This is a genomic window from Aeromonas sp. 602200 (assembly GCF_049173895.1).
In the GTDB taxonomy this organism is placed as follows: domain Bacteria; phylum Pseudomonadota; class Gammaproteobacteria; order Enterobacterales; family Aeromonadaceae; genus Aeromonas; species Aeromonas veronii_A.
Window position 1 is genome coordinate 656,194 of sequence record NZ_JAAKSL010000001.1, and the last position, 11,403, is coordinate 667,596.

The following is an 11,403-nucleotide window of genomic DNA, read 5'->3' on the forward strand; positions in this document are numbered from 1 at the left end:
CCCGTTTACCCTGGCAAGAGCAGGCTGGTAAACGACAGACGCGGGCGACTTCACCCTTCCACCGGCCGGTGCTTGCCCGGCTGGCGGTCATACAAAAGGGCCCTGCTGTGTTGGCAGGGCCCGGGGGCATTACTCTTCGTCCACCACGTTCTGGTAGCCTTCGGCATCCAGCAGGTTGGCCAGCTCGCTCTCGTCATCGAGCTTGATGCGGAACAGCCAGCCAGCGCTGTAGGGGTCGGAGTTGACCAGCTCGGGGCTCCCTTCCAGCTCTTCGTTGACGGCGATGATCTCGCCGCTCACCGGGCTGTAGATATCGGAGGCCGCCTTGACCGACTCGGCCACGGCGCAGTCGTCACCGGCACTGACCTGCTTGCCCACTTCCGGCAGCTCGACAAACACCATGTCACCCAGCAGCTCCTGGGCGTGCTCGGTGATACCGACCACGGCCTCGCCGTTGGCTTCAACACGGATCCACTCGTGGGAAGTGGCATATTTCAGTTCGCTCGGGATATGGCTCATTTGTGCTTCCTTTGATCTTTGAGTCGCGTTTAAAAACGAATATGAAAAGGGATGGGGGAGGCACTGCCCTCCCCCAAAACGGTATTAAACCAGCTTCTGGCCGTTACGGACGAAAGCGGGCTTGGTGACCTTCACGGTGACCAGCTTTTTGCGGATCTCCACCTCGGCCAATTCACCGATATCGCGGGGCACCCGTGCCAGGGCAATACTGTAGCCCAGGGTGGGGGAGAAAGAGCCGGAGGTGATCACACCTTCCCGCTTCTCACCGTTTGCCGCAGTGAAGGTAACGGGCATACCGGCACGCAGCACCCCTTTATCTTCCATCACCAGACCCACCAGCTTGGGCTGGTTGCCCGCCGCTTTCTGCGCTTCCAGCACGTCACGGCCGATGAAATTGCGATCGCTCGGCTCCCAGGCGATGGTCCAGGCCATGTTGGCGGCGAGTGGAGAGATTGACTCGTCCATATCCTGACCATAGAGGTTCATCCCCGCTTCGAGGCGCAGGGTATCGCGGGCACCGAGGCCGCAGGGGGCCACGCCGTTATCCAGCAGCGCTTGCCACAGCTCGCAGGCTTTCTCTTGCGGCACCACGATTTCATAACCATCTTCGCCGGTGTAGCCGGTAGTGGCGATAAAGAGATCGCCAGCCTGCACGCCGAAGAAGGGTTTCATCCCCACCACGGCGGTACGCTGAGCGGCGCTCAGTACAGCAGCAGCCTTGACCTTGGCGTTGGGGCCCTGCACCGCAATCATCGCAAGCTCGGGACGCTCGGTCACTGTGATGTCGAAATCGATGGCGTGATGGCGGATCCAGGCCAGATCCTTCTCGCGGGTAGCGGAGTTGACCACCAGCCGGTAGAAGGTATCGGTCAGGAAATAGGTGATGAGGTCATCGATCACGCCGCCTTCCGGATTGAGCATGCCGCTGTAGAGGGCCTTACCGGGGACCGTGAGTTTGGCCACGTCGTTGGCCAGCAGGTGTTGCAGAAAGGCTTTGACCCGTTCGCCGGTCAAATCGACGATGGTCATGTGGGAGACATCGAACATACCGGCATCGCTGCGCACCGCGTGGTGCTCTTCCAGCTGGGAGCCGTAGTTGATGGGCATTTCCCAACCGTGGAAGTCCACCATCTTGGCGCCGGCTTCCAGGTGTTTGGGATGCAGTACAGTAGTCTGGATCATCGCATTCTTTCCTTAGCAAAAAGCCTTTTCGCTTTGGCGACCACCCTTGCGACCCGCGCCACCGCTCTGACTGCACTGCGTGCAACAAAAAGCGACCGGATCCAAAAGTGTGTGCTCGCTCCTGCCCTTGCCAGGCAAGAGGGATTCCTTGAACGGAGCGGATTATATGACAAGCAGGCGAGCGTGCCGCTCAAAAAAAACTAATCCCCTCCCGTAAAACTGACTCCAGACACTAAGATAAATGCAGTGATAAAAACAGCCATAAGCCGACTCAGGCGAGATTAAATTTTGATTTTCACCGTTTCGTCACAATTTACAGAAAAACGTTTCGCTCCAGAGCAAAATTAAAGGCTGACACCCAAAACGGGTCATCAGCCTTGTCGGATTACTTTTGTTGTCAAAAATGGCGAGTAATATTAGTTTTTTTCACCTTTGGCCTGCATGGCACTGCCCTTGGTCGCTGCAACAGCCCAGTCAGGACGGGCCAATGCGGGCAACTCTCCCTCCAGCCCCATGGCGGCGCGGATCACCCCCTCCTTGAACGGAGTCAGCAGATTGGCCGCGCGCAACCCCACGCCCCGCACCAGCTTCTTGAGCGGGTTGGCCCCGCTGAACAGCCGCTTGAGCCCTTCCATCGCAGCGAGCATGCGAGCCGCCTCGCTCTTGCGCCAGCGCTCGTAGCTGCGCAGGTTGGCGAGCAGGCCGATATCCTCACCCGCGGCATGATTTTGCAAGATCTGCTCCGCCAGCGCGGCAGCATCCAGCAGGCCGAGGTTGACCCCCTGCCCCGCCAGGGGGTGGATGGTGTGGGCAGCATCCCCTACCAGCACCAGCCGCTCGCGAGCAAAGTCGCGGGCATAGCGGGCAGTAAGCGGAATCGCGCTACGCGGCCCCTCCAACTTGCACAGACCGAGCCGGGCATCGAAGGCGGCGGTAAGCTGGCGATTAAACTGCTCGTCATCGCAGGCACAGAGCGCCTCGGCGCGGGCAGCAGGCAGCGACCAGACGATGGAGCAGAGGTTCTCTTGCCACAGCGGCAAAAAGGCGAGCGGGCCATCCGGGGTGAAGATCTGACGAGCAACCGCTTCATGGGGTTCGGCGCAGCGCACCGTCGCCACCAGGGCGTGGTGGCCATAATCCCAGCTGGTGAGCGGGATATCGGCCTGACGGCGCACCCAGGAGTGGGCGCCATCGGCGGCTACCACCAGTTTGGCCGAGATGGCCTGACCATCTTCAAGGAGCAGCAGGGCGCCCGCCGGGCCGCTCTGCAGGCTCTTGGCTCTGGCGGGGGTCAGCAGCTGGATATTGCTGGCACCTTCAATCGCTTCAAGCAGCGCCAGCTGGATCACCCGATTCTCGACGATGTGGCCGAGGTTGGCCTGACGCAGGCTGGCGGCATCGAAGTCGATATGGCCAAAACTGTCCTGCTCCCACACCGCCATCTTGTCGTAGGCCTGCAGGCGGCGCGCTTCAATGCCGTCCCAGGCGCCAACATGGCGCAGGATCTGCTGGCTGGCCAGACTCAGGGCGCTGACCCGGTTATCGGCCACCTCCCCCAGCTGCGGGTCGGGCAGTTGTCCCTCCACCACCAGCACCTTGAGGGCGCTATGTTTCAGGGCCGCAGCGAGCCCCAGCCCCACCATGCCGCCACCGACAATCACCACATCCACATTTTGCATCTGCATCATCTCATCCTTTCAGGGCTGACCGGCTGGCCAGCGAGGGGACGCCCGCAGGCATCACCTCTCTATTCAATAGGTTTTGATCAACGAATGGCGGTCACCATCTTCCGGTCAACAGGTTCCACTCAACAAGTGCTGGCTAGTTGCCGCACACATCGGCGACAAAGCCCAGGGTGCGCGAGGCAAGCGGCGCCTTGAGGCACGGGAATCGCCCCATCAGGGTGAGCGCCAGATTGCGCCCCGCCACCAGCGGATCGTGACCATTGGAGAAGAGCTGGGCCAGCGAAGAGGTGAGCCAGACGGTCTGCTCCTGATCGCGCTGACGCTGCTGCCAGTAGCCACTCAGTACCTTGAAGCTGCCGATATCCTCCCCCTCTGCCAACGCCTTGGCTACGGTGCCGGTAAGCAGGTCGAGATCCCGCATCCCGAGGTTGAAGCCCTGTCCGGCGATAGGATGCAGAGCGTGGGCGGCATTACCGACCAGCACGGTGCGCTGGGCCAGCGGGTAGTCGCAGGCAGTCAGAATGAGCGGATAGACGTGACGCACACCGCATCGCTCGAAGCGACCAAGCCGCCAGCCAAAGGCCTGCTGCAGACGGGCAAGAAACGCCGCCTCATCGAGGGCCATCAGCTCATCCACCTCATGCTGCCCGACGCTCCATACCAGCGAGGAGAGTCCCTCCTGCATCGGCAGCAGGGCCAGCGGCCCCCCTTCGGTAAAACGCTCGAAGGCGCGTCCCTCAGGGTCTTGCGCCGTTTTGACCGTGGCGATGATGGCGTGCTGCTCAAAGTCGTGGCGGGTCACCGGCAACTTGAAGTGCTGACGCACAAAGGAGTTGCCGCCGTCTGCCGCCACCAGCAGGCGGGTCTCAATCTGTTCACCGCTCTCGAGGGTGAGGGTCACCTTCTCCTCATCGGGCGCAATCTCGCTCACCCGGGCCGGACAACAGACCCGGATATTGGGAGAGGCCGCCATCGCCCGTTGCAGCTCCTTGCCAGCGGATGCAAGCTCGATCACCTGGCCCAGCGCGGGCAGACCGTATTCGGCAGCCGACAGGCGAGCCTGACCGAAGTGGCCCCGATCCGAGACATGGATCTGGGTAATGGGGGCGCAATGGGGGGCAAACAGCGGCCAGAGTCCGCGTCGCAACAGCGCATCACAGGTACCGGCCGAGAGCGCAATGGCGCGGGCGTCGAACCCTGAATGGGTGTGCTGTTCGGGGACGCTTGCCTCCAGCAGCAGGATCTCGAGGGGGGAGCCATCGGATCGAAGCAGGGCTGCCAGCGAGAGGGCCAGCACGGCACCGCTCATTCCACCGCCGACCAGGGTGACATCGACCTGTCGCACATCAGATTGAGACATAAGCAGAGAGGAAGAAGTGAAAAAGGTGGCCTCATGCTATCACAAAGCCGCTGGCCGAATGCGAGGTCACCGGCAAAAAAACGGTTGCGCCTCACAGGGTTAGCCACCACAAGGAAATAAAAAAGAGCGCCATCAGGCGCTCTTGCAGATTCAGTAAGGGTCGCGTTGACCCGCACCTCAATGAAGGGTCGGCGGCGCGCTCGGGGTATCGGGGCGCTTGCCAAACTCTTCGAAGGCCATCATGACACCCAGTTTGACGTGTTCGTAGAGCACCAGGAAAGAGGCTTCGTTCTCGTCATCTTCCTGATCGAACTCGGCAGAGACCTGAGTGATGCTGGCGATATCCTGGATCATCTCCTGCAGCTCTTCCGACGCGCGCGACAACTCCTGCTGCACCACGCCGAAACCGGCCAGAAACGCCTGTGACCAGTCCACCAGCGAATCGATGCGCTCATCGAGGGGAGCATCATCACTTGGCAGCAGCAGCTCGACGCCCTTCTGGGCCATCAGGCTCTCGACCACATTGTGATAAAGATCGGTCATCACCTGGCGCACCGGGGCCGGCAGGCCGAAACCGTCGTTCACCAGATCGTTGAAATGGGGCACCCAACTCTTGTCGTCCAGTGCCACACCGCCGCACACCAGACCGCAGATCACACCATGGGCCTCGACTGCACTGGCCATCAGCTCATGCTGCTCCATGATGTCGGCCACAGCCGCATATTTAAGGGGGTTTGTTTTGCTCATAGAGGATCCGCTCAAAGTTCAGGCAAATTTGCAGAATTAATGGTCAGGATCCTAGCATTCTCCCTCTTGCAGAGCCAGCAAGGCCTTGAAACTTATGCATCTGCGCTATATAGTCCCGCCCAGTTGTCCACGTGGATAAAGGCGGAAATCAGCTCCGCCGTATTGAGGAAGGCATGAGCACAGAGGCCGTAGAAATCGTCATTTTGGGACGTCCCTACAAGGTATCCTGTCCCTTGGGACAGCAGGATGCCCTGCGCCAGGCCGCCGAGCAGCTGACCGACAAGTTGATCGACCTGCGTCAACGTTCCAAAGTCTCCAGCAACGAGCAATTGGCTATCATGGCGGCGCTCAATTTCTGTCATGAGCTCTGCCTTGAAAAAGAGAAGAACCACCAATACTCTGAGACCATGGACAAGCGGATCAAGATGCTGCAGCGCACCATCGAAGCGGCCCTGATCGAGCACGGACAATATGGTGATTCCAGCGAAGAGGGGCAGCAGCCCTAATCGCAAACCGTTTTAAAATTCCCTGGGATGTTTGTCAGCCGGTTCAAGTCCCCGAGCCGATATTCATACCAAACAGGGGATCTGCCTTCTGGCTATTGCGCATGCTCGGCACGACCGAGAAGCCTGCGGTCAGATCCGATCCCCGCCTTGAACCGACGGTTCAAGGGCCCAAACCGGCAACGGCATCTCGGGGTACCAACAGCAAAAGCCCGTCACCAGCGTGACGGGCTTTTTCTTTGCCTGATGATCAACGAACTGTCCCGTCCTGAATATGGTTTACACCTTTCCCCCCCCAATAAATGGAGAACCCGATGGGACAAGGTGTGAAGCGGACACAGCCATAACGACAAAGCCCGCCAAAAGGCGGGCTTTGTTTTGCAGCAGGCAAGCACGTTTAGATGGCCATCTGCTCGTGGGGGGAGCCGTGGTGGCGCAACCAGACAAAGCTCAGCGCCACGATCAGCACCATCAGGGTCATGATGGCCCCCAGGGTCACCTGTCCAGTCATCGGGAAACCGGCGGCCAGCAGAGTCACCACGCCCGCCCCCAGATTCTGCATCCCGCCGAGAATGGCCCCCGCGGTGCCGGCCTGACCCGGGAAGGGCTCGATGGCACAGGAGGTGGCGGTCGGGTAGAGAATACCGCTACCGATGAAGTAGACAGCCGCACCACCAACCAGCGAGGCAGCACTCACCACCCCGAACAGCCCCGGCACCAGAATGATGAGGGAGCCTAGCGCCAGAAAGGCGATCCCCAGACGCATCAGCTTGCCCTGAGTCAAACGGAAGCTCAGCTTGGCAGAGAGCCAGGCCCCGAACAGATAGCCGGGCAGCGGCAGCACGAACAGCACGCTCACGGTACGAGCGCTCAGTTTCAGCACATCGCCCAGCAGCACACCGGCCGCAGCTTCAAATACCGCGAGTCCCGCAAAGGTCGCCATCAGGCAGAGCAAGTTGCCCTGAAACTTGGGGTTGCCCAGTACATGGCGATAGGCAGCACCGACGCGCAGTGGCTGACGGGCAGCAGCAGGCAGAGTCTCACCAAACCAGGCCATGATCGCCAGAGTGGCTACGGCACCAAAACCAAACAGGAACCAGTAACCGGCACGCCAGTTGAACAGCTCGGTCAGCCAGCCACCCAGCACCGGTGCCAGCAGCGGGGAGAAGATCACACCCATGCTCACCAGACTATTGGCGCGGTTGAGCTCGGCGCCATTGTAGCGATCGCGCATCACGGTACGGCTCATGGCGCCACCGGCACCGGTACCTAGCCCCTGAATAAAGCTACCCACCAGCAGGGCGGCAAAATGGGGGATGACCTGAATGATCAGGGTGCCCACCAGAAACACCATCATGCCGACGATCAGCACCGGACGACGACCGATGCGATCCGACAGCGGCCCGTAGACAAACTGGGAGAGGCCATAGGGGATCAGGTAACAGGCCATCACCGCCTGTAACTGGCCCGAGGCCACATTGAAGTCCCCAGCCATCATGGGAATGGAGGGAACATAAAGGGTCTGGGTCATCTGGCCCACAGCGACCATCAGAATGGTCAGTAAAAACAACGGATAAAAACTGTGCCGATCCATATCAGTCCCAAAAAATCGAAAAAATGCTGCCGCCCCTCTGGCACAAAATGGCCCAGAGGAATCTGATCACAGAGGCTGTGATGCAATCAAAAACAGTGTTGGAAACAGTAGGCGGGGAGCCCGCCAAGCCACCGCACAGGACGCTTGGTGGTATGGGGGCATCATAGTGATTCAGCTCACAAAAAACGAACGAATCTTTATAATCGGCTTGCCTTAGTTTTTCTAATATTACGGGGCGACACGCCCCGTCAGTAGTTAAAAATCAACGTGTTACCATCTGCTGCGCCTGCTTGATCAGCTCATCCGGCTGCTCCTTGCGTGGCGGTATGGTGATCCCCTTCTGGCAGGCAGGTTTCTCTGCCATGCGTTCCAGCCAGGCTTGCAAATGGGGCAATCCCTCGATGGAGATGCCGCTCCAGTCATAAATACGCACCCAGGGCCAGGTGGCAATGTCGGCGATGCTGTACTCGTCCGCCAGATATTCATGATGGGCCAGATGGCTGTCGAGCACCTCGAACAGGCGGCGCCCCTCCTTCTGGTAGCGTTCGATAGCGGCGGGGATCTTCTCGGGGAAGTAGCGGTAGAAGACGTTGGCTTGCCCCATCATGGGTCCTACCCCGCCCATCTGGAACATCAGCCACTGGATGGCCTGAGAGCGGCGTTTAGGATCAGCGGGCAGCAACTTGCCTGCTTTCTCCGCCAGATAGATGAGGATGGCCCCCGACTCGAATACGGCGAAATCGTCGTTATCCCGATCGACGATAGCCGGAATACGGCCATTTGGGTTGATGGCGAGAAACTCGGGCTTCTTCTGATCTAGCGCCGAAAGATCGAGAGGAATGACCCGATAGAGCAAACCCAGCTCTTCGAGGGCGATCGCCACTTTGAAACCATTGGGGGTCGCGGCGGTGTAAAAGTCGATCATGATTCACTCCTTGTTGGTCATAGCCAGATTGCACGGTTGGAACAGGGTACAACACCATAGCCGCCTCATCTTGCAACAAGTGACCGGCTCCAGACCATTAAAAAGCGGCGCACCGTATGCCAAACAAGGCCACGGTGCGCCGCTGGTGCGCTCTGGCAATGGTAGATATTAGTTGATCATGGCGACCGGCTTGCGCTGGCGCAGCATGATCAGGCGGGAAAGCAACGGGAAGTAAGACTCCAGTTTGCGCAGCAGCACCCGGCTGCAGGCAGGCTCGGCCAGCTCAGACTCATCCAGCACGATGCCGTTTGAGACAAAATAGAAACGGGGGTCACGCACATCCGGCCCACAGACCGTCAGCTCCTTGTCTCCCTTGCGGATCAGCAACGGCAAGACCGGCAAACCGATCGTCTCATCCTCTCCCCGGGTAAATCCGGCATCCTGCCAGGGCGCATCGCCGTCGATCAGCAGGATCGCCGCCTCCGTCTTGGCCGGTTGCCACTGGGCAAGGGGGGTCACGGTGATGTGGGCAAAGTGATCACCATACTCGGGTGATGACCGCAAGATGGCCAACAGTCCCTCGCTGGCCGCAGACACGTTCTGACTCACTAATGACAAATTCATGGCTCATATCCCTATGCTCATGACAGCCTGTATCCGGCTGCTGGGATAAGACTAGCGCAGATCTGGTCTATATTGGAGCCGTCAGATCTGGCAGTCGCAATCAATTAGTCGTAGGGGGATAACAGTTGCCATCGCACAAAATACTGGTATCATACCGCGTCCTGTTATCCCCCGTTCTTTAACATCCAGTGGTGAACCTATGCATCCGATGCTGAATATCGCCGTGCGCGCTGCGCGCAACGCCGGTCAAGTTGTAGTAAAAGCCTTCTCCCAGCCCGAGAACATTGAGGCTATCCAAAAAGGCAGCAATGACTTCGTGACCAACGTTGACCGTGAAGCCGAAGCGGCCATCATTCACACCATCAAAAAATCTTACCCGGAGCACAGCATTGTTGCTGAAGAGTCTGGTGAGATTGCCGGTACCAATCCGGACTATCAATGGATCATTGACCCACTGGATGGCACGACCAACCTGGTCAAAGGCATTCCGCACTTTGCCGTCTCCATCGCCCTGCGTGTCAAGGGCAAGACTGAACAAGCCGTTGTTTACGATCCCATCCGTGACGAGCTGTTTACTGCTACCCGTGGTAGCGGCGCCCAGCTGAACGGCTACCGCATTCGTGTCGGCAAAGCCAAAGAGCTGGCTGGCACCGTGCTGGCGACCGGTTTCCCCTACAAGCAAAAGCACCACATCGAGTCCTACCTGAAGATGTTCCAGAGCATGTTCATCGAATGTGCCGACATCCGTCGCTCCGGCTCTGCCGCACTGGATCTGGCCTACGTGGCTGCCGGTCGCGTCGACGGTTTCTGGGAGATCGGCCTCAAGCCCTGGGACACCGCTGCCGGTGAACTGCTGGCCAAAGAAGCTGGCGCCATCGTCACCGACTTCGTAGGTGGTCACAACTACGAAAACTCCGGCAACATCGTGGTTGCCAACCCGCGTGTCCTGAAAGAGATGCTCGGCAAGATCCGTGAAGAGCTGCCGGAGTCCCTGGCGAAATAAGCCAGCCTTCGAGCAGACAGATAACAAAACCGGCGCAAGCCGGTTTTCTTGTATCTGTTATCCGAACACCAAGGCAGACATCTACAGCTGATTTAAAAGAGTTCGCGATGCATCCCCACTTGCCTCTCAACATCCACTTCAGCCATTTGCAGACAACCCCTCTTGCCCCCCGCCTTTGGCTACCGATAAGAGTTCCCATGTGGTTGCCTGGATAAACTCTTTCCAGATTTTCAGATAGCGGCAATCGCCTTGCAGGCATGGACAAGGGGCGGCCAAGTGGATGTAATGCCACCATCCACTTTGCACACCTTGAGGTCATGCCATGGACCATCTCTCAGCTCTTCCTCCGTTATCCTGGTCACAGCAACTGCGCAGCCAGATGCAAAGCCGCCCGCTCACTGCTCTCGGCCTCTTTATCGCGCTGGCTGCCGTCTTGTTGCTGCTGTTGCAGAGTCTCATCATGCTCGCTAGCGGCGAGGTGACCAGCGGCGTGCGCTATGGCCTGATAGGTGGTGCCGCCGGGTTTGCCGCCACCGCCATCGGCGCCCTGCCCGCTCTGTTTCTACGCTCGGTACCGCAAAAAGTGGAGGACACCATGCTCGGCTTTGCCGCAGGCATGATGCTGGCGGCCAGCGCCTTCTCCCTGCTGCTACCGGGGCTGGAGGCTGCCGAGGGGATCACCGGCAACGGCTTTAGTGCCGCCGCCGTAGTGGTAGTCGGCATGACCCTCGGGGTGCTGTTGATGCTGGGGCTGGATCAGTTCACCCCCCACGAGCATGACAAAACCGGCCCCTGCGGCCCCGGCCATGAGAGCTGCTCCCGGGTCTGGCTGTTCGTCTTTGCCATCGCCCTGCACAACCTGCCGGAGGGGATGGCCATTGGGGTCAGCTTCTCGCAGGGGGATATGTCGGTGGGGCTGCCGCTCACCACCGCCATCGCACTGCAGGATATTCCCGAAGGACTGGCGGTGGCGCTGGCCATGTGCGCCGCCGGTTTTCGCCCTTCGGTGGCGGTGCTGGTTGCCATCGCCAGCGGCCTGCTCGAACCGGTTGGCGCCCTGCTCGGGGTCGGGCTCTCCAGCGGCCTTGCCATCGCCTACCCCATCGGACTTGGGCTCGCCGCCGGCGCCATGCTGTTTGTGGTCTCGCACGAGGTTATCCCTGAGACTCACCGCAACGGTCACCAGACCTATGCCACCCTCGGCCTGATGGCGGGCTTTGCCCTGATGATGACCCTCGATACCGCGCTCGGCTAAAGACAC

Annotated in this window: 12 protein-coding genes and 1 other RNA gene; 5 read left to right on the forward strand and 8 right to left on the reverse strand. The window is 59.6% G+C overall.

The window, feature by feature from the left end; all coding sequences use genetic code 11:
• Positions 1–129: 129 nt before the first annotated feature.
• Together gcvH and gcvT are read right to left on the reverse strand one after the other, a co-directional pair.
• Positions 130–519 carry a glycine cleavage system protein GcvH gene (gene gcvH, locus G5221_RS02795; protein ID WP_005333898.1) on the reverse strand — a complete coding sequence of 130 codons (390 nt, stop codon included), beginning with the start codon at positions 517–519 and terminating at the stop codon, positions 130–132.
• Between the two features lie 84 nt (positions 520–603).
• Positions 604–1,701 (reverse strand): glycine cleavage system aminomethyltransferase GcvT, encoded by a 1,098-nt coding sequence (gene gcvT, locus G5221_RS02800; RefSeq protein ID WP_421262772.1) that lies wholly within the window; start codon positions 1,699–1,701, stop codon positions 604–606.
• Here gcvT and G5221_RS02805 point away from each other — a divergent pair.
• On the forward strand, positions 1,678–1,905 hold the full coding sequence (locus G5221_RS02805) for a hypothetical protein (protein ID WP_041915404.1): 228 nt from the start codon (positions 1,678–1,680) through the stop codon (positions 1,903–1,905). The genes gcvT and G5221_RS02805 overlap by 24 nt on opposite strands.
• A gap of 212 nt (positions 1,906–2,117) precedes the next feature.
• On the opposite strand, the gene G5221_RS02810 is transcribed toward G5221_RS02805, so the two are convergent.
• The 3 genes from G5221_RS02810 to G5221_RS02820 form a co-directional block, all read right to left on the reverse strand.
• Positions 2,118–3,386, reverse strand: a complete 1,269-nt coding sequence (locus G5221_RS02810; RefSeq protein ID WP_421262816.1) for an FAD-dependent 2-octaprenylphenol hydroxylase — start codon at positions 3,384–3,386, stop codon at positions 2,118–2,120.
• A 136-nt stretch (positions 3,387–3,522) separates the two neighbouring features.
• Positions 3,523–4,746, reverse strand: coding sequence for a 2-octaprenyl-6-methoxyphenyl hydroxylase (gene ubiH, locus G5221_RS02815; protein ID WP_421262773.1), 1,224 nt, complete (start codon positions 4,744–4,746; stop codon positions 3,523–3,525).
• 177 nt (positions 4,747–4,923) lie between these two features.
• Positions 4,924–5,493: a UPF0149 family protein gene (locus tag G5221_RS02820; protein ID WP_005346580.1), complete on the reverse strand. Its 570-nt coding sequence runs from the start codon at positions 5,491–5,493 to the stop codon at positions 4,924–4,926.
• 173 nt (positions 5,494–5,666) lie between these two features.
• Here G5221_RS02820 and zapA point away from each other — a divergent pair, with 173 nt between their 5' ends.
• Both zapA and ssrS read left to right on the forward strand, forming a co-directional pair.
• On the forward strand, positions 5,667–5,999 hold the full coding sequence (zapA, locus tag G5221_RS02825) for a cell division protein ZapA (protein ID WP_005333910.1): 333 nt from the start codon (positions 5,667–5,669) through the stop codon (positions 5,997–5,999).
• 16 nt (positions 6,000–6,015) lie between these two features.
• A non-coding RNA gene (ssrS, locus tag G5221_RS02830) (6S RNA) lies at positions 6,016–6,197 on the forward strand.
• 196 nt (positions 6,198–6,393) lie between these two features.
• On the opposite strand, the gene emrD is transcribed toward ssrS, so the two are convergent.
• The 3 genes from emrD to G5221_RS02845 all read right to left on the reverse strand — a co-directional run bounded on the left by emrD (position 6,394) and on the right by G5221_RS02845 (position 9,139).
• On the reverse strand, positions 6,394–7,590 hold the full coding sequence (gene emrD, locus G5221_RS02835; protein WP_005333920.1) for a multidrug efflux MFS transporter EmrD: 1,197 nt from the start codon (positions 7,588–7,590) through the stop codon (positions 6,394–6,396).
• A gap of 262 nt (positions 7,591–7,852) precedes the next feature.
• Positions 7,853–8,515: a glutathione S-transferase family protein gene (locus tag G5221_RS02840; RefSeq protein WP_421262774.1), complete on the reverse strand. Its 663-nt coding sequence runs from the start codon at positions 8,513–8,515 to the stop codon at positions 7,853–7,855.
• A gap of 168 nt (positions 8,516–8,683) precedes the next feature.
• On the reverse strand, positions 8,684–9,139 hold the full coding sequence (locus G5221_RS02845; protein WP_421262775.1) for a hypothetical protein: 456 nt from the start codon (positions 9,137–9,139) through the stop codon (positions 8,684–8,686).
• Between the two features lie 199 nt (positions 9,140–9,338).
• Here G5221_RS02845 and suhB point away from each other — a divergent pair, with 199 nt between their 5' ends.
• Together suhB and G5221_RS02855 are read left to right on the forward strand one after the other, a co-directional pair.
• Positions 9,339–10,142: an inositol-1-monophosphatase gene (gene suhB / locus G5221_RS02850; RefSeq protein ID WP_005352992.1), complete on the forward strand. Its 804-nt coding sequence runs from the start codon at positions 9,339–9,341 to the stop codon at positions 10,140–10,142.
• Positions 10,143–10,464: 322 nt separating this feature from the next.
• Complete coding sequence (locus tag G5221_RS02855) at positions 10,465–11,397, forward strand: ZIP family metal transporter (RefSeq protein WP_421262776.1); 933 nt, start codon at positions 10,465–10,467, stop codon at positions 11,395–11,397.
• The last annotated feature ends 6 nt before the right edge of the window (positions 11,398–11,403 follow it).

What these genes read in the sequence shown, in the direction of transcription:
- gcvH (WP_005333898.1), bottom strand. Translation starts at nt 519, where the DNA reads ATGAGCCATATCCCGAGCGAACTGAAATATGCCACTTCCCACGAGTGG.
- G5221_RS02805 (WP_041915404.1), top strand. Translation starts at nt 1,678, where the DNA reads ATGCAGTACAGTAGTCTGGATCATCGCATTCTTTCCTTAGCAAAAAGC.
- gcvT (WP_421262772.1), bottom strand. Translation starts at nt 1,701, where the DNA reads ATGATCCAGACTACTGTACTGCATCCCAAACACCTGGAAGCCGGCGCC.
- G5221_RS02810 (WP_421262816.1), bottom strand. Translation starts at nt 3,386, where the DNA reads ATGCAGATGCAAAATGTGGATGTGGTGATTGTCGGTGGCGGCATGGTG.
- ubiH (WP_421262773.1), bottom strand. Translation starts at nt 4,746, where the DNA reads ATGTCTCAATCTGATGTGCGACAGGTCGATGTCACCCTGGTCGGCGGT.
- G5221_RS02820 (WP_005346580.1), bottom strand. Translation starts at nt 5,493, where the DNA reads ATGAGCAAAACAAACCCCCTTAAATATGCGGCTGTGGCCGACATCATG.
- zapA (WP_005333910.1), top strand. Translation starts at nt 5,667, where the DNA reads ATGAGCACAGAGGCCGTAGAAATCGTCATTTTGGGACGTCCCTACAAG.
- emrD (WP_005333920.1), bottom strand. Translation starts at nt 7,590, where the DNA reads ATGGATCGGCACAGTTTTTATCCGTTGTTTTTACTGACCATTCTGATG.
- G5221_RS02840 (WP_421262774.1), bottom strand. Translation starts at nt 8,515, where the DNA reads ATGATCGACTTTTACACCGCCGCGACCCCCAATGGTTTCAAAGTGGCG.
- G5221_RS02845 (WP_421262775.1), bottom strand. Translation starts at nt 9,139, where the DNA reads ATGAATTTGTCATTAGTGAGTCAGAACGTGTCTGCGGCCAGCGAGGGA.
- suhB (WP_005352992.1), top strand. Translation starts at nt 9,339, where the DNA reads ATGCATCCGATGCTGAATATCGCCGTGCGCGCTGCGCGCAACGCCGGT.
- G5221_RS02855 (WP_421262776.1), top strand. Translation starts at nt 10,465, where the DNA reads ATGGACCATCTCTCAGCTCTTCCTCCGTTATCCTGGTCACAGCAACTG.